We start from the raw sequence: 20,477 nt of genomic DNA on the forward strand, positions 1-20,477 counted from the left end.
GGTGGGTTTCCACCCCTCCTGGACGCACGAATAAAATTGAAAACAATTTTCATAAATTATATTATGATGCTGCAAAGGAGGTAGACTCTAGGCATTGATATTGTGCTCGAAAATGCCTAAAAGTGCCGTATGCGGTCACCTTTTCCTGCCTTTATGTCCACAGGCGAAGCCGCTGCCTATCTCGGGCGTGGCGTGAAGACGCTTCAGCGGTGGGACCGCGAGGGCAGACTTTCTCCGGCCGGCAGGACCAAGACCGGGCGGCGGGCCTACACGCGGGAGCAGTTGGACACGTTCCTTGGTCAGCAGATCGGACGCCCCGAGCCGCACCGGGTCATCGCCTACTGTCGCGTCTCGTCGGCGGCGCAGAAGCCGGACCTGAAAAATCAGAGGCGCGTTCTGGAGGAATTCGCTGCGGCACGCGGCCTTGTGGATGTCGAGTGGATCGAAGAAGTCGGCGGGGGCCTCAACTTCAACCGCAAGCGGTTCCTCGAAATCATGGACGCCGTATCACGCCGGGAGGTGCGGACTATCGTTCTGGCACACAAGGATCGGCTGGTGCGGTTCGGCTACCAGTGGTTCGAGCATCACTGCAAGGCGCACGGCTGCGACATCCTCGTGCTGAACAACGAAAGCCTGTCGCCGGAACAGGAGATGGTCCAAGACCTGATGACCATCGTGCATTGTTTTTCAAGCCGGCTCTACGGTTTGCGCAACTACAAGAAGAAGCTCAGCGAAGCCATCGGCCAGGATGTTAAGCCATGATCCTGGCCCACAAGATCGCATTGGACCCGACCGTCGAGCAGGCGATTCACTTTGCCCGCGCCGCCGGCACCGCGCGCTTCGCATGGAACTGGGGCATTGCGGAATGGAAACGCCTATACGAAGCCGGTGGGAAGCCAAGCGCCACGAAGCTCAAGGCGCAGTGGAACGCTGTACGTCGCACGGAATTTCCCTGGTCGTGCGACGTAACGAAGTGCGCCAGTGGTCAGGCAATCATGAACCTCGGCACGGCCTTCGGAAACTTCTTCCGTGACCTGAAGAAACCCAAGGGCCAGCGCAAGGCCGGCTACCCGAAGTTCAAGAAGAAAGGCCAGCACGACAGCTTCGCACTTTGGAACGACCAGTTCGAGGCGCACGGCTGTCGTGAACGGTTCGGCAAGGATCGGGGCGAAATCCGCATCCCGAACCTCGGCTGGGTTCGGATGCGCGAACCGCTGCGGATCGGCGGGCGCATCCTCGGCGCCGTCGTCAGCCGCGAGGCCGGGCGCTGGTTCGTGGCGATCCAGTGCGAGATGCCGGACGCAGAAGCCGCACACCCTGCGCCCGGTTCCGTCGTTGGTGTCGATCTCGGCATCTCGGCGCTGATGGCGTTGTCGCGCCAACTGCTGGATGGACGTACGAAGATCGAGAACCCGAAGTCGCTGCGCAAGGCGATGCGGCGCGTCAAGAAGCTCTCCCGGCGCATCAGCCGGCAGGAAGAGGCCCGGAAGAAGCGGGCCGCCAAGACGAGCCGCCGGATGCGGAACCGCCGCGCTCAGCTGGCGAAGCTGCATGGGCGCGTGGCGAACATCCGCCGCGACGCCATCCACAAGGCAACCACGGCAGTTGCCAGCACCTTCGAGACGATCGTCCTCGAAGACCTGAACGTCGCCGGCATGGGCAAGAACCACGCCCTTGCCGGCTCTGTCTCCGACGCGGCTTTCGGTGAGATTCGCCGGCAGTTCGAATACAAGGCGCGGATGCGCGGCGGCCACGTGCATGTGGCTGATCGCTTCTTCCCGTCCAGCAAAACGTGTTCGGCCTGCGGCTGCGTCGTGGACAAGCTGCCGCTCTCTGCCAGGTCGTGGGCATGTGCCGAGTGCGGCACCGTTCACGACCGCGACGAGAACGCGGCGATCAACCTTGAACACCTCGTGGTAGGCCCGGCTTGGGCCGAACCGTCGCCGGGCAATCCGGCGGCAACGCTCGGGGAGATTGCGGCGCTGGCCGCCTCGCAAGAGGCGGTGAAACTGCGGTCAGTGAACCGAGAGCTAAACCCGTGCGCACATGTGCGCACAAATTAGGAAGCAGACCGCGATGATCACCCAGCTTACGGGGATTCCCCGGCGGATCGGCGACCAGGAGTGCGTCATTGACGTGCATGGCGTCGGTTATGGCGTGCACGCGCCGTCCGCGACGCTCGACATGATCGAGGGCGAGGCGGGCCCGGTCACCATGCTGATCCAGACCCGGATGAGCGACAGCGAGATCTCGCTCTACGGCTTTGCGACCCCGGCCGACCTGCAGACCTTCCGCAAGCTGGTCGGCGTCCAGGGCGTCGGACCGGCGACGGCGCTGAACCTGCTCTCACAGCTCGCCCCCGAGGAGCTCTGGAGGGCCATCCGCGAGGCAGACCAGAAGGCGCTGACCGCGGTGAAGGGGATCGGCCCGGCCGCGGCGAAGCGACTGATCTCCGAGCTGGAGAGCCACGCCGCGAAGATGGCGGTGGAGATGCCGGCGCCGGCCACCTGCCTCAATCTCGGCATCAGTGCCGATCAGCTCGCCCAATCACTGCAGCGTCTCGGTCACTCGCCCTCGTCAGCCCGGGCGGCCGCGCAGTTCGCACTCAACGGCGCGAAGCCCGGTGACACCGAGCAGGATCTCGTCGCCCGCGCGCTCCGGGCCGCCGCCGGCATGACCACGGGAGCGGCGGCATGAGTTCCACGATCGAACGGACGCCGGTCCGGACACCCGTCGCGCTGGAGGATGACGACATGTCGCCGGCGCTCCGCCCGCAGGGGCTCGCCGATTTCGTCGGCCAGGCGGACACGATGCGGAACCTGGCCACATTCATCCGGGCGGCGCTGATCCGCGGCGTCAGCCTCGATCATGTGCTGCTGAACGGCCCGCCCGGCCTCGGCAAGACGACGATCGCCCAGATCATCGCCCACGAGATGAACTGCAACCTGAAGACGATCATTGGGCCCGCCGTTCAGCGGGCAGCCGATCTCGCCGCGGTGCTGACGACGATGCAGCCGAACGAGGTGCTGTTCATCGACGAGATTCACCGGGTGCAGCCGGCCGCCGCCGAGATCCTCTACGGCGCGATGGAAGATTTCACGCTGGACATCCTGATCGGGGAGGGGCCCCAGGCCCGCAGCGTGCGGATCGACCTGCCGCGCTTCACCCTGATCGGGGCGACCACCCGGTCGGGATCGCTGCCGGCGCCGCTGCGCGACCGGTTCGGCATTCATCTCGGGCTGGAATTCTATTCGCCTGAGGACCTCGTGCGGATCGTCACCCGCTCGGCCGGCATGCTCGGTATCGGGATGATGCCGGAGGGGGCCATGGAGATCGCCCGCCGGTCGCGCGGCACGCCGCGCATCGCCAACCGGCTGCTCCGCCGGGTGCACGATTTCGCCGTGGTGGCGGGCGTCGTGGCGATCACCGACACGATCGCCGACATGGCGCTCTCGAGCCTGGCGGTCGACCGCCGCGGCCTCGACAAGCTGGATCGGCGCTACATCGAGTGGATCGACACCGTCCATGGCGGCGGGCCGGTCGGGATCGACACTTTGGCCACCGGGCTGGGGGAGGCGCGCGAGACCATCGAGGACGTGATCGAGCCGTTCCTGGTGGCATCCGGGATCATCACGCGGACCAGCCGCGGGCGGGTCCTCACCCCGAAGGCTTACGAGGTGGAGGCAAGGTGATGCAGGACCGACGCGGCGAAAACGCGGTTTCAGCGGTAGCCCGTGTGTCAAAACCTTTAACATGCGGCGGCTTTTGCTCGCATATGCAAGGATTTTCGGCACGATCGCTTTTCGAAGCATATTTGGGGGCCCGAATATTCATCGGGAGCATCAGAAGCCATGCCAGGGAAACAAGAGGATAGGCACTGGCTGGACCGGGGGGCGGTGCTGACGTCGGCCACCATATCAGGGCGGGGTCGATCGTCTCGGCCTCTCCGGCCGGCGCCTCGGCGACATCATTGGCGTCTCCGAGGCGCAGGTTTCACACTTCCGAGCTGGCGAGGCCATGCTGGCTGAGAAGACAAAGCCGTTCGAACTGACCGCGTTTCTGTATGGGGGTTCACCGCTCAGGTGATGCGCTCGAGTACGAGGGCGATACCTTGGCCGCCTCCGATGCAAAGGGTTACGACGCCACGGCGAATGCCGTCACTCGCCATGGAGTGCAACAATCTTGTCGTGAGAATTGCGCCCGTGGCGCCAATCGGATGACCGTGAGCGATAGCGCCGCCCTCTACGTTCACAATATCCTCGGGAAGCTCGAGATCGTGGATCACTGCCAGCACAATTGCTGCAAAAGCCTCATTGATCTCGATACGCTCGATATCCGTTATCGCCCATCCCGCACGATCTAGCGCCTGGCGAACGGCAGGAACTGGCCCGAGGCCAAAAAAGCCTGGTTCAACGGCGCCTATGCCGTAGGACACTAGTCGCGCCATCGGAGTCAGTCCGCGATGCTCGGCCCAATCCGCATCAGCGAGCAGTACTGCGGCTGCTCCCGAATTCAGACCCGGCGCGTTGCCTGCCGTGATGGTGCCATCCTTGCGAAACGCGGGCTTCAGCTTTGCCAGGGACTCCAGCGTGGTATCGGGCCTATTATGTTCATCGCGGTTGAACTGTATGGGCCCTTTGCGGCTGGGCACCTGAACCGGCGTGATCTCGGCATCGAGCCGGCCGGCCGTCTGCGCCGCGGCAAAGCGCTGTTGGGAGCGAGCCGCCCAGCGGTCCTGACTAGACCGTGATATCTGATAGCGCGAAGCCAAGTCCTCCGTATGCCAGCCCGAATGGCGACCGGAGAAGGCGTCGTTCAACCCGTCCTCAAGCATGGAGTCTACCAATTCGCCAGACCCCATGCGGTAACCCCATCGTGCCTCCCGTTGAAGGTAAGGTGCCAGGTCCATATTCTCCATGCCGCCGGCTATCGCGCAGTCAACAAAGCCAAGCATGATCTCCTGAGCGGCCGACACGATCGCCTGGGCACCCGAACCACACACGCGGTTCACGGTCATCGCAGGCACTTCAACCGGTACCCCAGCGCCGATGGCGGCCTGCCGGGCCGGGTTCATCCGCGTTCCTGCCTGGATGACGTTGCCCATGACCACGGTTCCGACATCACCACCGGGCAAGCGGGATCGCTCGAGTACGGCACGAATCGCGGTTTCGCCCAGCCGTGGCGCGGATGTCGCTTTGAGCGAACCGTTGAACGTACCGATCGCAGTCCGGACCGGGTTGCAGAGCACAACGTTTCGTTGGGACATTGCTTGCCTTCCTTCAATTCGCCTAATCCATTCTATGTGGTGCCGGCAAGCATTGTGCGTTGACCTGCGTCAACCATAACGATTTGTCCAGATATGTGCTCGTTAGCCGGCTGTGCGGCGCACTAGAACGCCGGTCATTTCGACGGCTTCTGCAACCGTATTCGAAATCGTTCCATATTTGCGGATATTGTCGTGCATCAGGGTGAGGCGTCGGTCAGGCTCATTGGTGTCGAGCACGATCTCGTAGTCGATCCGCACCATTTTAGGTGGCCGATCCTGACGTACACCCTGCAGCCGCACCTCGGCGCCAGTGAAGTGAAACGACAACAATGGTGCGATGCGTTCGAGGTTCTTAAGCATGCATGCGGCCACCGCCGCGAGTAGCAGTTCGGCAGGGTTGAACGCGTCGGGACGACCTACAGGATCGGTATCCATGGTAAGCGTAGCCTGCTTGCAGGTGGCAATGCTTTCGCGGTCATCACGACGTATTGCAGATACCGAATAGGTCAACATGGGGTCCTCCAGCGTTCCGGAAGCCGGCCGATGTAGCCATTTGTCAAATCGAGATGGTCCTCACGTTTCCGTTCCTGCCACAAGGAACACCGGCTCCTTGTCTGCCGGCATCGCTGCCAGTTCGGAATCCGTCAGCCGCGCGTAGATCTCGATTAGATAGCCGGTCGGATCGCGCAGCCAGAGCTCGTGCAACGGCGTGCCGCGCCAGGTCGTGCGCGGCGGTTTCACGATCTCCGCGCCAGCACTTCGCGCGCGATGGTAGCTTTCGATCACCGCCTGCTTGTCGGCCACGCGCAGGCTCAGGTGGAATTCCTGGACGGCGGGGATCATCTCGGTCATGTCTGATTTTCCGTGATTACAGGAAGACAACTTGGTGATGCTTGCAGTACTCCGGGTCGGTGCCCGGTGTGCCGGATTGATGCTACGCCTGTGGCGGGTCTTTTGCCTCGTGTCATGTCTTGGCCGAGCGCTCTCCCCGCGTCGCGAAGCCAATTGCTTCCGAAAGCGTCGGGTGTGGGTGAATGGCCGCGGCCAGCGCTTCGATGGGCAGCCCTGCCTGCACCGCCGCGGCGCCCTCGCCGAGTAGCAAGGCGGCACGCTCGGCCAGTATGTGCAGGCCCAGAATCGCGCGGGCCCGGGTGTCGTAAACCAATTTCAGCATTCCCTCGGGATGGCCGGGGACCTGGGCGCGCGCATCGCCTTCGGTCAGCCCGGCGATACCCATCTCCGGCGTAATGAAGGCCGCCGCGGTATTGACCGCCGATGTCGGGAGGCGAGACGGCAACAGTGCGGTAGGAAATACGAACGCCGCCATCATTGCCGGTGATTTCAAACACCCGGGCATCAAGCACCAGATCGATGCCCTGCCGGCCGATATGTGCCTGCAATGCCAGGGCGATCTCCTCGTCGACCTGTGCGAGCATACGGGATATCGTCTCGATCAATGTTACATTGCTACTAAACGCGGCGAAAATCGGCGCCATCTCCACCTCGGTCGGCCCGGCTCCAATCACTTCAAGGCGCCGGTGCAGGTCCGCGATGCTGAGGATCTGCTCGCTCGACAGCACGCTCGGCAGGTCAGTCCCGGGAATTGCCAGGCGTTTCGGGATCGAGCCGATGGCGATGATTGCGTCCGTGGAGGTCACCGTGTGCGGCGTGCCGTCGTATGGAACGATTCGCGCCTGCCGTGGTCCCTCAAGGCTGACGGAGCCGAACTGCACGGTGAGGCTAGGATTGTGCCTTGCCTTCTCCAAGGCGCCGGTCGCGCGGCGGCCCAGGATCTCGGACTTCCGTGCCATGATCGCGGCCCAGTCAATGCCGATCTCTCCCGCGGGAACCTGGAGACCGAACTCGCCGGCGCGCCGTATCGCCATCAGGCGCTGCGCGCTTTCGTAGTGGATCTTCGAAGGAATGCACCCCTCGAACAGGCATATTCCTCCGAGTCCGGCACCCTGCTCCGCCCGGAGCACGTTACGCCCTGCGCTGGCTAGCGCCATCTCTGCCGGCGTGCCGCCCGGTCCACCGCCAACCACCGGGACATCAACCTGCATGATGTGCGCTCTCCTTCATTAGGACGATTGTCTGACCAGAACTGGTGAAGTAAGGTCTAGCAGATGGTTGCGGCGGCAGAGTTGACCTGCATCAAGCCGGCAACACCGCACCCTTTTGATGCTGAATCTGATTGAGCCTGTGAGCGATTTGGATCCTGCCCGCGACCATGTATCCGTATGGTCGCTTCTTTGCGCCTGCTCCCATTGCTCAGCCGCGATGCCTCCGTGAACTTTGATCTACTCTCCTGTGAGCCGGCCGATGAGGCGGGCCCACCCGCGCTTCTTGACGGTCGAAACGTTAGCAGGCGCTGGTGTGTCGGTAACCATTTGCACCGGTGGATCAAACATTGCAGCCCGCGCTCCAATGGCTATAGCGCCCCCGGAAGGCGACAGCGGCATGACGCCATAATGTGCTGCACGAGGCGGTGGAAGCCGCTTGAGCAGCTGCCTGACGCGATGGCTAAGACGGTCGCGCTTCACTCGAAACCTTTGACAGGAAACCAATGCCGGACTTTATGTTAAAGAAAGAAGCAAAACCTTCAACACACGGTAGATACATCTCGCGTGCGCATAGCTTTTCGACACGAAATCCTTGCCTCGGCAGCGTTCCGGGCCTGAATATTTGCTGAGAGGATCTGGAGCCATGCCTGGGAGCCGAGAGAGTGGGCACGGGCCGGACAGGGAATCGGTGCTGACGTCGGCCACCATCAGGGCGGCTGACCGTCTCGGCATCTCCGGTCGGCGTCTCGGCGACATCATTGGCGTTTCCGAGGCGCAGGTTTCACGCTTCCGAGCCGGCGAGGCGATGCTGGCCGAGAAGACGAAGCCATTCGAGCTGGCCGCGCTGCTGGTGAGAGTATTCCGGTCGCTGGATGCAATCGTCGGCGGCGATGAGCGCTCTGCCCGGGCCTGGATGGTCGCGCCGAACTCCGCCCTCGGGGCCCGCCCAATCGACCGTCTCGCCTCCGTGCAGGGGCTCACGGATGTCATCGCCTACCTGGACGCCCGCCGCGCTTCGATCTGAGGCTCAGCCTCTCACGGGAACGGGGCCGCCTCACCAGCCGTATCGGGGCAGGGCGGAAGATCGCTGCGGAAGTTCACGAGATCCCTGTTGTCCCGGAAATAGGCGAGACAGGCATCGAAGCCGCGCTCGATCAGGGGGGCATACTGGCCACGGTGGTCGCCATTCAGGGTGAAGAAACGCTCCATCTGGCCGAGAACCAGGGCCGTCGTGTCGCCGCCATATATGTCGCGGTCGATGTCGTTGTACGACACATAGAAGCCATTGCCGTTCAGGATCAGGTTCGGGCCCACGCCGCGGTACGCTGGCGGCGTATTCGGATTGTTCGTGTGGCTCATGACGTTCCTCCTCAGCCCGGGCCGAATGCCGGGAATTCGAGCAGCCGGCTAGTCGGCTGCTCCTTTTGTGCCATCGCTTCGAAATCGATGCTGAAGATCGGCGCCGGCGCGCTCGGCTCCTCGCCGAGAAGGGCGCCGCCGGGTTCAGCTCCCTCGGGGACGGCTGGGCCGACGGCACCACCCCGCACGGCCGGCTGATGCTGACCGTCCTTGGCGGCATGGAAGACTTCGAGTGGGAGCTGATCCAGGCCCGCGGCGTACGTATGGGCCGCAAGCCCAAATTGACCCTTTACCAGCGCCACGAAGCCCTACATCGGTCTAGATATCATTTTACGGCTATATGTTTATAGTCAATTTGAAATCTTTTATTCATATCATATATGATATTTTCCAAATAGTCCTTGTTTATGTACCCTGAATGATAATATATACGATCATTAATCATGATAACAATATTATTCATACAACAATGCTTCTCTGGTTCTTTTATTATATCATCTACGGACATGTAACTATCTTTATAATAATATCTAAAATATTTGTTTTTTATCAATAATTCCGGATTATTTCCAAGTTCATCAATAATAATAATTTCTGGAATCCCAATTTTATAAAAATAATTGACAATTTCAAGAATAAGACTTTTACTTAAAAACGTTTTATTTATAACATAGACGATAGATGTCGTTAATAGCCACTCTTCGATTCGTTCCATCGAAAAAAATCCTAATTCATTTAAGAATGTCAACATTTTTATATTTCTTTAGTTTTGCATAATTAAAACTCCATTTTCCAATTTTCTATCATAAATCAAGAAAATTTAACTATAAATTGTCAAAATATTATTATTGCATTTGCCGTCATTCTCATAATTTCTAAATGTCCCATTTTGTGATATTTCAATTATGGTTGCCGTGGTTATTATATTAGCGGTCATTTTTGGTCAATATCCTTTGCTATTATCTCTAATTATTTCGACTCCGCCCTCAATGGTGATGACTGGAGGGCCGATCGGTGAAAGCCCGTCTGCGACAAAGGAATTTCCCGAAGCGGTGGAGTGCCTCCCATGTCGACAGAGTGTAGCGTGACGGACGGATTTGCCTGCGCGTCCCGCCACGCATCTTTACAGGCGCCGTATCCGGCTCATTTAAGAGGTGTATTTGTTGACGGAAGCCCACGCCGAATGCATCGCGCGCCTTCACTCACTGCCGTCATGCTGCTCGCTCTCAGTGCTTTCACACCGGCCCGAGCCGCCGAACTCTATCACCTCAACCAGAGCAACAGCACCATCCGCTTCAGCGTCGGCACGCTCGGCTTCTTCCGCGCCCGTGGCCATTTCGCGCAGTTCGATGCCACCTTGCTGATCGATCCCGCACACCCGACCAGCACGAGGGTGAGCGTCACCATCCCCACGGCCTCTGTCGTGACACCTTGGGCGCAGGAAAGTGCGATGATCCGGTCTCCGGATTTCTTCGATGCCGCGCGCTACGGCAAGATCCGGTTTACCAGCGGAAACGTCACGGCCACGGCACCGGGCCACTACGCGGTCCACGGGCAGCTCACGCTGCGGGACGTGACGCGACCCGTGATCCTCGCGGCTCAGCTCGTCAAAACCGCAACGGACCCCACGACCGGTGATACGATCGATGATTTCACAATTACCGGCACCGTCCGCCGCAAGGCATTCGGCATCGTCGCCGACCCGGTTTTCATCGATAACAGGGTCCACATCGTCATCCACGCCCGCATCCTCGTCCTGGCGTCCGGGCATGGCTGAAGCCTGGCGTCCCGCGCAGCGCCGGCTGCACTGGTGGACCGCCGGCCTCGTCGCCACCGGCTTCGCCATTGCGTGGATCATGGTCGCCGTACCACTACGCGATCTGCTGGTGAAGTTCCTCCTCTTCCAGTTGCACAAGACGATCGGCTTGACCGTTTTCGCCCTGGTTGTGTGGCGCCTGGGCTTGCGCAACCGCTACGGCCGTCCAGCCGACGCGGACGGGCTGTCCATCGCCGAGCGTCGCGCCGCCGCAGCGGGGCAGGCCCTGCTCTATGGCTTGCTACTGGAGGTCCCGATCGTCGGCTACCTGACCGCTTGCTCCGCGCCATCGGGTTTCCCGACCCTGTTTCTCGGCGTGATCCCGATCCCCTCGGTGATCGGCCCTGACCCGCATCTTTTCGACCTTCTGGTGCCCATCCATCGCTGGTCGGCAATCATCCTGATCGCTCTCGCCGTTGGTCACGCGCTGCAAGCGATCCGCCACCACCGCCGCGGCCGCCTCCTCCTGCGCCAGATGTGGCGCGCGCCGCCCGCTAACTCGCCGACGTCCTTGGCCCCGATGCACCTCCCCCCCGTGTGAAATCGGGGTTGGCAGTCACCTGCGGCCCTCATCACGACAGCTTCGTCGGCGCAATCAAACCCGTGACGATCATCATCGAGGTATATGCGCCGCCGGCGCGACCGATGCTTATAGGTACGGATCGTCCCGATTCATCATATGCCGTGTCTTCTGGGCAAGACGATAACCGTCTACCGGGCTGCGGTCTTCGATACAGTCGAACGTGTCACTGGGAGCAAGACTGCTGCCGTCGCTGACATACTTGCCGCGACTACGCAGATCGCCTCGCTCAAACCCAGGAACAGCCGGAGTAGAGGCCACAGCCAACGGTTGTGCAAATTCGCCCAAGTCCCGCCGTTTGAATCAAATAATTATCCATATAAATCAGATGAATATGGAATATCGTAATATTTTGTTACGATCTGCAGCTCTTCGCAAAATGTATCCCAACCAAGAATGTGCTACTATGGGTTGCATAAATGAAAGATTTTATATATTTAGCAATATCGTGGGTAAGCGTGAAATTTGTCATTTCATAGGGATAATCCAAAATGATTAATTCGGCAGATTCACAAACAGAGGGCAAGTCGATGTCCGAGTTCGGTCACGATGAAAAAAGTATATATATTAGGGCTGTCGAATATTTGAGGCAAGCTGCAGTGCTTCTGGTAAGTATAAATCAAACAAAAGATAGTTTGATAATCGATAACCTTGCAAATATCATCGAGAATAGACCAAATATATCCAGAAAATCAGCTTCTTTAGCCGGACGTCGGCTGCATAAGAAAGTTTGATTTTGCCACATAAAATGTGGATTTATATAATTCTATATAGTTTCCATCTTTTTTAATCTTGTCGATAGATAATTACTCATAACCGTATCTATTTGAAATTATTTCTGAAAAATATAACTAAATAAAAATATTACTATCGATATATTTCATGATATAAATTTATTTTTTCTCATTTTTTGAAATATATTGCTCTACAAGCCTCATTGCTTGTGAATATTTTTTAAAGTCTACAATGCCGTTTTCATCTTTTAATATAATCCATCCACTTCTTTTACTATTATGGAAATTTGGCACCATAGCCTGCCAGCGAAAGCCAACTTTGGTCCAATTGAGAGTGATCTCACAGCCATCAGTACGATTAAACCGCGACCAGCCGGATCGCAGCCAGAGCTTCGTCGCGTCGTTTGGAATCGGCAGGTCCAGCATTACGGGCAGCTTTCCTTTCTCGCTCGGCATGTAGCATATTTCCCAAGCGAGTTGCACAGCGCCAAGGCACACGAAGCGTCCTCTATCTTACCGGGCCGCAGCCTCGGATGTCCGAGCCTCGATGCACACCAGAACGCCGCATTCTCAGACCTCATCACCTCTTTCAACCATGGCCCTTCATCATTCAATTCCACTCATTTGTCGCGTGGATCCTGCCGCCGGACTGCAATGAGCGTGCGTCTAAAGCGTGCCGAAGATAACCTGCTCGACCATTCCCCTTCACTTGATAAAGCCCTAGGTCAGCCTTCCGTAACAGTGCGTCTGGTCCATCACCGTCTTCCGGGAAAAGAGCGATCCCGACAGATGCAGAGATAGTAAGTTCGATGGAGCCGAACGGGATGGGTCTGCTGACCGCATGTACAACACGGTCGGCCAATTCGTGTGCCTGGTCAGGATGGTCGACGTTGGCTTGGACGATACAAAATTCGTCGCCGCCAAGCCGAGCCACAACGTCGTTTCTACGAATGGTGTCCGTCAGCCTTTTGGCAACGACACACAAGATTTGGTCGCCGGCCTGATGACCAAACCTATCGTTGATCGACTTGAAGCCATCGAGGTCCAGAAGCAAGATCGCAAATCCCTGCGCATTGGCAGTAGAAACGGTGACAGCTTCCTCGAGGCGCTGATTGAGATGGCTTCGGTTGGCCAGGCCGGTCAGTGTGTCATGGAGGGCGCGGTGCGTGGCATTTTTTTCGGCTTCACGAAACCGGGTTACGTCCATCAAGACATTGATAACAAATGGAGTTTCGCACCCAGCCTGTTGTAGGTGAATCAATCGCTTGTAGATCAAAAAAATATGTTGCTCACCCCTGCCATCGGTTAAAATCTCCTCGTTTTCATATGGCTGGCCGCTCGAAAATATTTCATCCGTAATCTTACGGGAGGCGTCGATATTCTTATTTGGAATTATAAAATCATCAGTTTTTCTGAGAAAAACTTCGATTGAACAATTAAAAAGATCACACATAGATTTATTTACAGCAAAAAATCGATAGTTTGAAGCTATTATGAAAATTGGAATTGGTAAATAATTTATTATTTTATGAATTTGATTTATATCAACATTTTCTAATACTTTTGTAATATCCATTTTACTTTACCACATATAGACGATACTTCAGAATTTATTGAAGTATCACTTTTCACGTTAAGACTCATATCAATTCGTAGACCAGTTTACTTTTTTGTTTACCCTTTCACGATTCCAAGAAAATTCTCTTCTTGGAGGTTATTACGTGTGGCTATTGGACGTATCTGAGCCGCTAGATGACATTTGTGTAAAGAAAGATTACCAAATGCACGTGTAAGGTCAAGAGTTATCCAAAAATCAACCGTAGGTTCGGGCTACGGGTTCGTGCAAATGTCTGCCCAACGGACCAGCGCCTGTGCGCTGCCGGCACCCGAGAGATGGCTTCCGGCTGCCTGACAAAACCCTTGCGCTCATCAATGATTCAAAAAAGGCCGGCCGATGCTGAGCCGTAACCTGGTAATCATTTAGCGGCGTCAGCCTGTAACGGCTCTGTTCCCATCCAGGGGCTCCACGTCCATCGGCATTACGCCAGGCAGATTCATCTGTCCGTCCCTCAACCAAGGCCGGACACTAATCCCAGACGGAGTAAATTATCCTGGCAGGTCACCATCTTGCGTCCGTTATGGTCGTCCGGGGTTCATGTGAGTCGTCTTACTGGCTGTGCGATATGGTGAGGGATGAGGATTGAGGTTCTCCAAAATGTCGATATTGTTTGTTTCGAAAGGCGAATTTAAGAGAAGATTCTAGTCAAGAGAGGACGCCATGTCGGGCATTATGCCGCCTCCATTACCTTCTCCCTCACAGAGCTTTGCCTCGGCTCTTCGGGCATTCCTTGACACACTGATCGCCGTGGCGGCTTGGCGCGGTGAAGATTTCCGTCAGGTGTGGGTTGTTGAATCGGCCAAGGCAATTCGGTCAGCCATGGAGCAGGGGCCAATATGGCCGACGATGGAAGACCTCATTCCTGACGATGATGACTTTCTGAGCAAGGTGACATTTGATGTTCTTGAAACAGAGATGCTTTATGTGGCCTTCCGGTACCGCCGCCTTTTGCCTGAAGAGAGCCGCAAGGTCGTCGCGAGCGTGGAAGAGCGATTTGCAGGTGTCCAGGAGGGTGATCCGACCGCGCCCGACGCTGTTGATGACATTGAGACAGTGAAAGGAAGCATTGAGAGACAAATCAAGAAACTTCCAAAGTGGCTGCAGCGCATTCTTGAAGTTCTGATGGAGCTTCTCAAGCTGACAAAGGGTATGGTTCACTGATTTGTACGGCACCGCGGCGCAGAGCGTCGTCGAATTTACTAACCTAGAGCACGTCTGGTTTTCAACGGCGGGCGACTCACGGTCGGATTCATTGCCACGATCTGATCGGTATTGAGCAGATATGTCCGATTGTCCCTTGCGCTATATTGCGCATGATAACGTCCTTTATCATGCGCGACGTTCAACCCGCGACGTTCGGTAATTGAAGAGTTTCGGAAATCGAACAGCCCCTCCCGGTCCTACGCCCTGTCTTTAGCCGGGTTGGCGCTGGCGAATTTCGTGGGGATCGTAAGCCCCGGGCAGGCGTTTCTGATGGTGAGCCGGGCGGCGGCGGTGGCGGCGTGTTTCGGCATGGCGATGGCGATGGCGATGGCACGGTATGCATCGCTTTACCGGGCGATCCAGATCGTGGGCGGGCTGTATTTGATCTGGCTCGGGGTCGGAGCGTCGCGGGCCAAGCCGCGTTCGGCCGAGACGGGCGCAGTTTCAGCGCGGCCGGCGGGGCTGACGCGCGGGATTTTGACCGGAGCGGTGCTCAATCTGGGCAATCTGAAGATCGTGATCTTCTTCACCAGTATTTTCGTGGCGCTGCTGCCGGCCTCGGCGCCGCTCTGGGTGCGGCTGGCGGCGACGGCGATCGTCGGCGCGCAGGAGGCGGCCTGGTATATTCTGGTGGCCATGTTGTTTTCGCGGCCTCGGGCGCAGGTGGCTTATCGGCGGGCGGGCGTTTGGATCGAGCGGGTGGTAGGGACGGTTTTGTTCGGGATCCGGGCGGATATCGTCGTCGCGAGTGTGAAATCGGGCGTGTGAGGGCGCTCACCCCAGACGGAGCACGGTGGCACCCGCCGCGATGATGGCGATGGCGGTGAGGCCGCGGCTTCCCGGGCGTTCATGCAGGAACCACCAGGCGAAGAGCACTCCGAACAGCGGGCGGTTTCGCGCAGGGCGGCGATGGCGCCGATCGGGGCCTGGGTCATTGCCCAGAGGGCCAGGGCGTAGGAGGCGATGGAGCAGGCGCCGCCGCCGAAGCCGCGCAGAAGCGGGCCCGGTTTCAGGGCCGCGCGCAGGCGGGTGGGGCTGAAGCGGGCGAGGATGAGGATCGCCGGGATGGCGGGGAGCACGAAGGTCCATAGCGCATAGGCGAGGGGGGCTTCGGAAAGGCGGACGCCGACGCCATCATTGGCGGTGTAGAGGGCGATGATAATGGCATTTGCCAGGGCGAGCACCAAGGCGCGGCCTTCCCCCGCCTCGCCGCGCCGGCGGGCGAGCAGGCCGACGCCTGCCGAGATGAGCAGCAGGCCGCACCAGCCGGCGCCCCCGAGGGTTTCGCCGAGGAAGATTGTGGCGATCAGCGCGGTCAGCGCCGGGGCGGTGCCGCGCATTACCGGATAGATGAGGCTGACGGCGCCGCGCGCATAGGCTTCGCCGACGAGGTTGAAATAGACGATGTGCAGCAGTGCCGTCGCCAGCAGATGCGGCCAGGCGGCGGCGCGGGGCTGTGGCAGGAAGGGCAGCGTGGCACCGGCAATGACGGCGCCGCCTAGGATGAGACCGATTGTCGCGCTGCGGCGGTCGGCGCCGCCGCGAATGGCGACATTCCAGGCGGCGTGCAGCGCGGCGCCCGCCAGGACCGCCGTTATCGCCCAGGGCGGGATCGTCATGGCATGATGATGCTCCGTTGGTTCGGAGGAGCATCACCATGGAATCGGCGCAGGGTCGAGGGTTTAGGCGCTGGCGGCATCGAGTGCCGCGATGGCGGCCGCGCTATTGGTGTTTCTCCAAGGCCCGGTAGAGGGTGGCCCGGTGGACGCCCAGCAAGCGGGCAACCTCGGCCACGGATTTGCCGTCCGCCTCGATGAGCTGACGGGCATGAGCGATCTGGTCGGTCGCGAGAGCAGGCCGCGGCCCAAAGCGCACACCGCGCGCCTTGGCTGCGATCCTGCCGGTGCTGGTGCGCTCGACAATAAGGGACCGCTCGAAATCGGCCATGCCGGCGAACACGGTGAGCACCATGCGGCCGGCCGGCGTCGTGGTATCGGCCCACGGCTCGGCCAGTGAGCGCAAGCCGGCGCCAGCCTCTTTGATACGCTCGGCGACCTCCAACAGGTCGCGGGTGGAACGGGCCAGGCGATCCAGGCGCGTGACCGTCACCACGTCACCGGCACGCAGGTGATCGAGCAGGCGTGCCAATTCTGGCCGGTCATGCTTTGCCCCGCTGACCTTTTCCTCGAAAATGCGGGTGCAGCCAGCCTCCCGCAGCGTCGCGCGCTGCTGGGCGAGATCCTGGCCCTGAGTGGAGACGCGGGCGTAGCCGATCAAGGGGCCGGTTGCAGACTTGTTCATGCACGCTCCTGTTGCACATTATGTCGCGCAATGAATACAACATGCGACAAAGATATGCGACAGGAAAAAGCCTGGCAGACCGGGCGGTTGCCTATGTGTGGCAGGTTTTACAAGATACGCGACAATTGATTGGGTCCGTAGGAGGGCCTCGATTACGCTTGGTTCGTGCCGAATCAGTAACCAACGGTGAAACGCTGACGCACGTGCCGCGGTGCCTCTAACTCGTCAACGAGAGCCATGGCATAATCCTCGAATGAGATGCTGCTACCCTGTTCATTGCTGAGCAATTTGTCCTTCCCAAGCCGGAATTTTCCCGTGCGCGTGCCTGGGATGAACATCACGGAAGGCGACAAGAAAGTCCAATCCAACTGTTGTTCCTCGTGCAGCATATCGAGGAAGGCCACCCCGGCAGATGCTTCAGGTTTCACTGCTGCCGGAATTCGGGGTGTGTCGATCAACCTGACGCCGGGGGCTACTTCGAGGCTTCCCGCGCCGCCCACCACAAGATACCGGCTGACTCCGGATTGGCGTACTGCCCCGATCAGTTTGTGGGGGTCGCTTGCCGTGAAATGGATGGCGCTGATGACAGCATCGTGTCCTGCGACCAGGTTGGCGATCTGCTTCTGATCGAGAACATCCCCTTGCTTTGCGGTGACGCCGGGGAGCGACGGAACACGTTCAGGATTACGCACGATGGCGGTGACCTGATGGCCTCTCTGGACAAGCTCGCGCAAAATTCGTGAACCGGCACTCCCGGTCGCGCCGATGAGGGCAACACGCATTGTGGATCTCCTTTATGGATTGTCTACAGAAATAATGTGCTGATTCTGCAATATGATTGGCTTCAGTATAAGCAGTGCCTGGTTACGTTGATTGTGCATTAACAACCTGCACCTGCTGGTGCCCAAGCGATATCAAGCGTCTCACGAAACGCAACGCGGGTGAGGTGAAGGGCCATGACGTATTCATCAAGTGCGCTCAATTTCGAGGGCCGCGGTATCGAGTGCCTTGGCTATCGCTGCGGCAGCATCGGCATCGAAGTTCCCACGTCTCATCCTCAACCTTAGAGCCATTTTCAGATTTTCCATCCCGCGGATGACCGGTTCCGGCACATCCTCGCGCGTGCCGCCGCCTGCCCAGCTGAGCCTTGCCTGCAGCATTTCGACGGCGCCTCTGTTCGAGGTGAGGAAGGCTTCGCCCTCCGGTGTGATCCGGTAACATTTCCGGCTGCCGTCCTCGGCAGATGGCGCGGCGTACCCCATGTCCTCGAGCCAAGCGAGTGTCGGATAGATCACGCCCGGACTTGGGCTGTAACTGCCGGCCATTCTGTCCTCGATGGTCTTCATCAATTCGTAGCCGTGGCGGGGTTTCTCGCCGATCATGGCAAGGACAAGCAGTCGCAGGTCACCGTAATCAAACGGCCGACCGCCGCGACGGCCGCCGAGCGGATGTCCGCGATGACGATGATGGGGGCCTCCGTGATGGCGGTTCTCTGGATCTTCCGGGCGGGCGAAACGGCGGCCATAGCCGCGTATGTGATCTTCGAACATAGTTACGATATAGCTCACGATATAACGAATATCAAGATATATCTAAATTGAATCAGGGTAATTTGTTGAAGTACCCATCCTATTGATCTGACGCGATTTTATATGATTCGGTGTGGCCTCTGATTTTGAGGTTGTGGGCGATGGAGTTGAAGAAGGTTTTGGAACAGATCCCCGATCTGCGTGGCCGGCAAGGGCGGCACGCGCAGTTCCTCTCGAAGATCACGCTTAACTCATGCGCGGTAGGCCAGCCACGACGATCATCACGAACACTGAATGGCATCAAACAATAGCAGCACGCTCCAGTCTCCCGACCAGCATGCTACGACCGTTTCCAGGATAAAAGCATCAACTCCGAAACAGCTCACCCGGCTCGATTTTTTGGTGTCGCATAACTTAGGCAGACCGTGTGAAAACCCTGCGCGGTGCCTAGCCTGGGTGTTTTCTAGCGCCACTGCGAGGCGGGCTGCAGTTTCGTCAGCCTTTCCGGCCATGGTTGGCGCTATTTTCCACCACCAACGCCGAAGATGTCGGCTTTTAAGCCATCATACCCTCGCTGCGGCGATTAATCCGTGCACGCCGACCACGGTGATGGCCCTTCTGATATTGTAGGCGAGTGCGGTGAGGCTGAACTCGCCACGGACATTCTCCAGCCGTCGCATGAGGAACGCGCCTTGGTTCATCCACTGCTTGATGGTGCCGAACGGATGCTCAACGGTCTCGCGCCGCAGGTCCATCACCTCCGGCCGGGCTGCGAGCCGGGTCGCCATGCCGTCCATTACCGCCTCGTTGTCCAGCCGGGACACACGGCGGTAGCTGTTGGCCGTGCAGCGTGGCTTGAGCGCGCAACCCCCGCAGGCTTTACGGTTGCAGTAATCGACCTTTCGGTTGTCCCGTACTTTGGCCTCGTAGAGAGGCGCCAGCGTTGCCGCACCCGGACAAACATAGACATCCTTGTCTGCGTCATATCGGAATTTTTCCTTGATGAAGAAGCCCTCGCGCGCCGCCGACCCTCTGATTGGCTTTGGCACATAGGCGGTGATGCCGGCCTTCTCACAAGCCTCGATATCTTCGATCTTGAAATAGCCACGGTCGGCAACGGCCGCGATGGTCTCGACACCGAGGGCTTCCATGGCCGCCGCTGCCGTGGGTGCGAGCAGCCCAAGATCAAGCACCTGGTTGCTGACCTCCTGCTCGGCGATGAGCTTGTGCTTCACGTCCACCGCAAGTTGGATGTTGTACCCAACGCCGATCTTGGTCATGTTGGCCATGGCACGGGCATCCGGGTCGGTCAGCGATATCTGGTCTTCACCTGTCCGTTCCAGTTCATCCAACAGCGCCTTATGCCGGGCGCGCTTGCCGCGGATGGCGGCGATCTTCTCCGCCAGCCCAACTTTGCCGCCGCCACCAGCCTGCGCTTCGTCAGCATCACCCTCATCAAGGCGAGTCATGTAGGAGGCCAGCTTTTCATCGGCCTCGCGGATGAATTTTGCCAGAGAGGTGCGGGTGAAATTACGGGTCTTGTTGTTCACAGCCTTGATGCGGGTGCCGTCAACGGCCAGCAACTCACGCCCGAACAGGTTGAGTTGGCGGCACAGCAGAACGAACTGACGGAACACCGGCTTGAACGCCACCCGGTTGTCACGCCGGAAATCAGCGATGGTCTTGAAGTCCGGCTTCAGGTGCCGCAGCAGCCAGATCACCTCGATATTGCGTTGCGTCTCGGCCTCCAGTCGACGGCTGGATCTCACGCGGTTGAGGTAGCCATAGATGTAGAGCTTCAGCAGGTCCGCCGGGTGATAGCCTGGGCGACCCGTCGCTTTGGCTGCGGTGCGGGTGAAACCCATGGCCGCCAGGTCGAGCTCGTCCACGAAAGCCTCGACGAAGCGGACCGGGTTCTCCGGCCCTACATAGTCGTCCACCGCCTCGGGCAAAAGCAAAAGCTGCGAACGGTCCGTCCCTCTGAGATGCGCCATGAAAAATTGTATCA

General features: G+C 58.7%; 23 protein-coding genes and 1 pseudogene. 9 read left to right on the top strand and 15 right to left on the bottom strand.

Going from position 1 to position 20,477, the window contains the following annotated elements:
* Window positions 1-153 precede the first annotated feature (153 nt).
* Genes HUW10_RS02450 through ruvB form a run of 4 tightly spaced genes read left to right on the top strand, consistent with a single transcriptional unit; the run spans window position 154 to window position 3,692 of the window.
* Complete coding sequence (locus tag HUW10_RS02450; RefSeq protein WP_174502038.1) at window positions 154-762, top strand: IS607 family transposase; 609 nt, start codon at window positions 154-156, stop codon at window positions 760-762.
* Window positions 759-2,063 (top strand): RNA-guided endonuclease TnpB family protein, encoded by a 1,305-nt coding sequence (locus HUW10_RS02455; RefSeq protein WP_174502039.1) that lies wholly within the window; start codon window positions 759-761, stop codon window positions 2,061-2,063. Before HUW10_RS02450 ends, HUW10_RS02455 begins: the two co-directional genes overlap by 4 nt.
* Before the next feature lie 13 nt (window positions 2,064-2,076).
* Complete coding sequence (gene ruvA / locus HUW10_RS02460; RefSeq protein WP_174502040.1) at window positions 2,077-2,697, top strand: Holliday junction branch migration protein RuvA; 621 nt, start codon at window positions 2,077-2,079, stop codon at window positions 2,695-2,697.
* Window positions 2,694-3,692: a Holliday junction branch migration DNA helicase RuvB gene (gene ruvB, locus HUW10_RS02465; RefSeq protein ID WP_236656164.1), complete on the top strand. Its 999-nt coding sequence runs from the start codon at window positions 2,694-2,696 to the stop codon at window positions 3,690-3,692. The genes ruvA and ruvB overlap by 4 nt, the downstream gene beginning before the upstream one ends.
* A 386-nt stretch (window positions 3,693-4,078) precedes the next feature.
* Here ruvB and HUW10_RS02470 read toward each other — a convergent pair whose 3' ends face one another.
* The 5 genes and pseudogenes from HUW10_RS02470 to HUW10_RS18645 all read right to left on the bottom strand — a co-directional run.
* Window positions 4,079-5,266 (bottom strand): acetyl-CoA C-acetyltransferase, encoded by a 1,188-nt coding sequence (locus HUW10_RS02470; RefSeq protein ID WP_174502041.1) that lies wholly within the window; start codon window positions 5,264-5,266, stop codon window positions 4,079-4,081.
* Between the two features lie 102 nt (window positions 5,267-5,368).
* Window positions 5,369-5,779 carry an OsmC family protein gene (locus HUW10_RS02475; protein WP_174502042.1) on the bottom strand — a complete coding sequence of 137 codons (411 nt, stop codon included), beginning with the start codon at window positions 5,777-5,779 and terminating at the stop codon, window positions 5,369-5,371.
* A gap of 60 nt (window positions 5,780-5,839) precedes the next feature.
* Entirely contained in the window at window positions 5,840-6,118 is a 279-nt protein-coding gene (locus HUW10_RS18640) for a VOC family protein (RefSeq protein ID WP_201712571.1), read from the bottom strand.
* A 112-nt stretch (window positions 6,119-6,230) separates the two neighbouring features.
* On the bottom strand, window positions 6,231-6,503 hold the full coding sequence (locus HUW10_RS02485) for a hypothetical protein (RefSeq protein ID WP_174502043.1): 273 nt from the start codon (window positions 6,501-6,503) through the stop codon (window positions 6,231-6,233).
* Window positions 6,504-6,639: 136 nt separating this feature from the next.
* A pseudogene (locus HUW10_RS18645) lies at window positions 6,640-7,329 on the bottom strand (FAD-dependent oxidoreductase); the annotation flags it as partial.
* Window positions 7,330-7,972: 643 nt separating this feature from the next.
* Between HUW10_RS18645 and HUW10_RS02495 the strand changes: the two are divergent.
* Window positions 7,973-8,353: an MbcA/ParS/Xre antitoxin family protein gene (locus tag HUW10_RS02495; protein WP_174502044.1), complete on the top strand. Its 381-nt coding sequence runs from the start codon at window positions 7,973-7,975 to the stop codon at window positions 8,351-8,353.
* 11 nt (window positions 8,354-8,364) lie between these two features.
* Here the strand turns inward: HUW10_RS02495 and HUW10_RS02500 are convergent, their stop codons facing one another.
* The 3 genes from HUW10_RS02500 to HUW10_RS02510 are packed head-to-tail and all read right to left on the bottom strand — an operon-like array spanning window position 8,365 to window position 9,403.
* Window positions 8,365-8,688 carry a hypothetical protein gene (locus HUW10_RS02500; RefSeq protein ID WP_174502045.1) on the bottom strand — a complete coding sequence of 108 codons (324 nt, stop codon included), beginning with the start codon at window positions 8,686-8,688 and terminating at the stop codon, window positions 8,365-8,367.
* A gap of 11 nt (window positions 8,689-8,699) precedes the next feature.
* Complete coding sequence (locus HUW10_RS02505) at window positions 8,700-8,990, bottom strand: hypothetical protein (protein ID WP_174502046.1); 291 nt, start codon at window positions 8,988-8,990, stop codon at window positions 8,700-8,702.
* A gap of 23 nt (window positions 8,991-9,013) precedes the next feature.
* On the bottom strand, window positions 9,014-9,403 hold the full coding sequence (locus tag HUW10_RS02510; RefSeq protein ID WP_236656168.1) for a hypothetical protein: 390 nt from the start codon (window positions 9,401-9,403) through the stop codon (window positions 9,014-9,016).
* A 498-nt stretch (window positions 9,404-9,901) separates the two neighbouring features.
* Here HUW10_RS02510 and HUW10_RS02515 point away from each other — a divergent pair, with 498 nt between their 5' ends.
* On the top strand, window positions 9,902-10,465 hold the full coding sequence (locus HUW10_RS02515; protein ID WP_236656169.1) for a YceI family protein: 564 nt from the start codon (window positions 9,902-9,904) through the stop codon (window positions 10,463-10,465).
* Window positions 10,458-11,045, top strand: a complete 588-nt coding sequence (locus HUW10_RS02520; RefSeq protein ID WP_174502048.1) for a cytochrome b — start codon at window positions 10,458-10,460, stop codon at window positions 11,043-11,045. The genes HUW10_RS02515 and HUW10_RS02520 overlap by 8 nt, the downstream gene beginning before the upstream one ends.
* A gap of 932 nt (window positions 11,046-11,977) precedes the next feature.
* Here HUW10_RS02520 and HUW10_RS02525 read toward each other — a convergent pair.
* The gene (locus HUW10_RS02525; RefSeq protein WP_236656170.1) at window positions 11,978-12,244 is read right to left on the bottom strand and encodes a hypothetical protein; all 267 of its coding nucleotides are present in this window, start codon (window positions 12,242-12,244) and stop codon (window positions 11,978-11,980) included.
* A 184-nt stretch (window positions 12,245-12,428) separates the two neighbouring features.
* A complete protein-coding gene (locus HUW10_RS02530) occupies window positions 12,429-13,394 on the bottom strand; it encodes a sensor domain-containing diguanylate cyclase (protein ID WP_174502049.1) in 966 nt (321 codons plus the stop codon).
* Window positions 13,395-14,096: 702 nt separating this feature from the next.
* Here HUW10_RS02530 and HUW10_RS02535 point away from each other — a divergent pair.
* Together HUW10_RS02535 and HUW10_RS02540 are read left to right on the top strand one after the other, a co-directional pair.
* Window positions 14,097-14,597: a hypothetical protein gene (locus HUW10_RS02535; RefSeq protein WP_174502050.1), complete on the top strand. Its 501-nt coding sequence runs from the start codon at window positions 14,097-14,099 to the stop codon at window positions 14,595-14,597.
* A gap of 351 nt (window positions 14,598-14,948) precedes the next feature.
* Window positions 14,949-15,407 (top strand): LysE family translocator, encoded by a 459-nt coding sequence (locus HUW10_RS02540; RefSeq protein WP_236656171.1) that lies wholly within the window; start codon window positions 14,949-14,951, stop codon window positions 15,405-15,407.
* Here the strand turns inward: HUW10_RS02540 and HUW10_RS02545 are convergent.
* The 5 genes from HUW10_RS02545 to HUW10_RS02565 form a co-directional block, all read right to left on the bottom strand.
* Window positions 15,308-16,258, bottom strand: coding sequence for a DMT family transporter (locus tag HUW10_RS02545; RefSeq protein ID WP_174502052.1), 951 nt, complete (start codon window positions 16,256-16,258; stop codon window positions 15,308-15,310). The two genes, HUW10_RS02540 and HUW10_RS02545, sit on opposite strands and share 100 nt — an antisense overlap.
* A gap of 103 nt (window positions 16,259-16,361) precedes the next feature.
* A complete protein-coding gene (locus HUW10_RS02550) occupies window positions 16,362-16,940 on the bottom strand; it encodes a recombinase family protein (RefSeq protein ID WP_174502053.1) in 579 nt (192 codons plus the stop codon).
* 173 nt (window positions 16,941-17,113) lie between these two features.
* Window positions 17,114-17,722: an NAD(P)-dependent oxidoreductase gene (locus HUW10_RS02555; protein WP_174502054.1), complete on the bottom strand. Its 609-nt coding sequence runs from the start codon at window positions 17,720-17,722 to the stop codon at window positions 17,114-17,116.
* Between the two features lie 186 nt (window positions 17,723-17,908).
* Window positions 17,909-18,508 carry a PadR family transcriptional regulator gene (locus tag HUW10_RS02560; protein WP_236656172.1) on the bottom strand — a complete coding sequence of 200 codons (600 nt, stop codon included), beginning with the start codon at window positions 18,506-18,508 and terminating at the stop codon, window positions 17,909-17,911.
* Window positions 18,509-19,032: 524 nt separating this feature from the next.
* Window positions 19,033-20,463 carry an IS1182 family transposase gene (locus tag HUW10_RS02565; RefSeq protein ID WP_174502055.1) on the bottom strand — a complete coding sequence of 477 codons (1,431 nt, stop codon included), beginning with the start codon at window positions 20,461-20,463 and terminating at the stop codon, window positions 19,033-19,035.
* Window positions 20,464-20,477 lie beyond the last annotated feature (14 nt).

It is taken from the genome of Acidiphilium sp. C61 (assembly GCF_905116885.1).
In the GTDB taxonomy this organism is placed as follows: domain Bacteria; phylum Pseudomonadota; class Alphaproteobacteria; order Acetobacterales; family Acetobacteraceae; genus Acidiphilium.

Bases quoted from the DNA above. Each gene is read 5' to 3' on its own strand.
- HUW10_RS02450 (WP_174502038.1), top strand. From the start codon at position 154: ATGTCCACAGGCGAAGCCGCTGCCTATCTCGGGCGTGGCGTGAAGACG.
- HUW10_RS02455 (WP_174502039.1), top strand. From the start codon at position 759: ATGATCCTGGCCCACAAGATCGCATTGGACCCGACCGTCGAGCAGGCG.
- ruvA (WP_174502040.1), top strand. From the start codon at position 2,077: ATGATCACCCAGCTTACGGGGATTCCCCGGCGGATCGGCGACCAGGAG.
- ruvB (WP_236656164.1), top strand. From the start codon at position 2,694: ATGAGTTCCACGATCGAACGGACGCCGGTCCGGACACCCGTCGCGCTG.
- HUW10_RS02470 (WP_174502041.1), bottom strand. From the start codon at position 5,266: ATGTCCCAACGAAACGTTGTGCTCTGCAACCCGGTCCGGACTGCGATC.
- HUW10_RS02475 (WP_174502042.1), bottom strand. From the start codon at position 5,779: ATGTTGACCTATTCGGTATCTGCAATACGTCGTGATGACCGCGAAAGC.
- HUW10_RS18640 (WP_201712571.1), bottom strand. From the start codon at position 6,118: ATGACCGAGATGATCCCCGCCGTCCAGGAATTCCACCTGAGCCTGCGC.
- HUW10_RS02485 (WP_174502043.1), bottom strand. From the start codon at position 6,503: ATGGGTATCGCCGGGCTGACCGAAGGCGATGCGCGCGCCCAGGTCCCC.
- HUW10_RS02495 (WP_174502044.1), top strand. From the start codon at position 7,973: ATGCCTGGGAGCCGAGAGAGTGGGCACGGGCCGGACAGGGAATCGGTG.
- HUW10_RS02500 (WP_174502045.1), bottom strand. From the start codon at position 8,688: ATGAGCCACACGAACAATCCGAATACGCCGCCAGCGTACCGCGGCGTG.
- HUW10_RS02510 (WP_236656168.1), bottom strand. From the start codon at position 9,403: ATGGAACGAATCGAAGAGTGGCTATTAACGACATCTATCGTCTATGTT.
- HUW10_RS02515 (WP_236656169.1), top strand. From the start codon at position 9,902: ATGCTGCTCGCTCTCAGTGCTTTCACACCGGCCCGAGCCGCCGAACTC.
- HUW10_RS02520 (WP_174502048.1), top strand. From the start codon at position 10,458: ATGGCTGAAGCCTGGCGTCCCGCGCAGCGCCGGCTGCACTGGTGGACC.
- HUW10_RS02525 (WP_236656170.1), bottom strand. From the start codon at position 12,244: ATGCTGGACCTGCCGATTCCAAACGACGCGACGAAGCTCTGGCTGCGA.
- HUW10_RS02530 (WP_174502049.1), bottom strand. From the start codon at position 13,394: ATGGATATTACAAAAGTATTAGAAAATGTTGATATAAATCAAATTCAT.
- HUW10_RS02535 (WP_174502050.1), top strand. From the start codon at position 14,097: ATGTCGGGCATTATGCCGCCTCCATTACCTTCTCCCTCACAGAGCTTT.
- HUW10_RS02540 (WP_236656171.1), top strand. From the start codon at position 14,949: ATGGCGATGGCGATGGCGATGGCACGGTATGCATCGCTTTACCGGGCG.
- HUW10_RS02545 (WP_174502052.1), bottom strand. From the start codon at position 16,258: ATGACGATCCCGCCCTGGGCGATAACGGCGGTCCTGGCGGGCGCCGCG.
- HUW10_RS02550 (WP_174502053.1), bottom strand. From the start codon at position 16,940: ATGAACAAGTCTGCAACCGGCCCCTTGATCGGCTACGCCCGCGTCTCC.
- HUW10_RS02555 (WP_174502054.1), bottom strand. From the start codon at position 17,722: ATGCGTGTTGCCCTCATCGGCGCGACCGGGAGTGCCGGTTCACGAATT.
- HUW10_RS02565 (WP_174502055.1), bottom strand. From the start codon at position 20,463: ATGGCGCATCTCAGAGGGACGGACCGTTCGCAGCTTTTGCTTTTGCCC.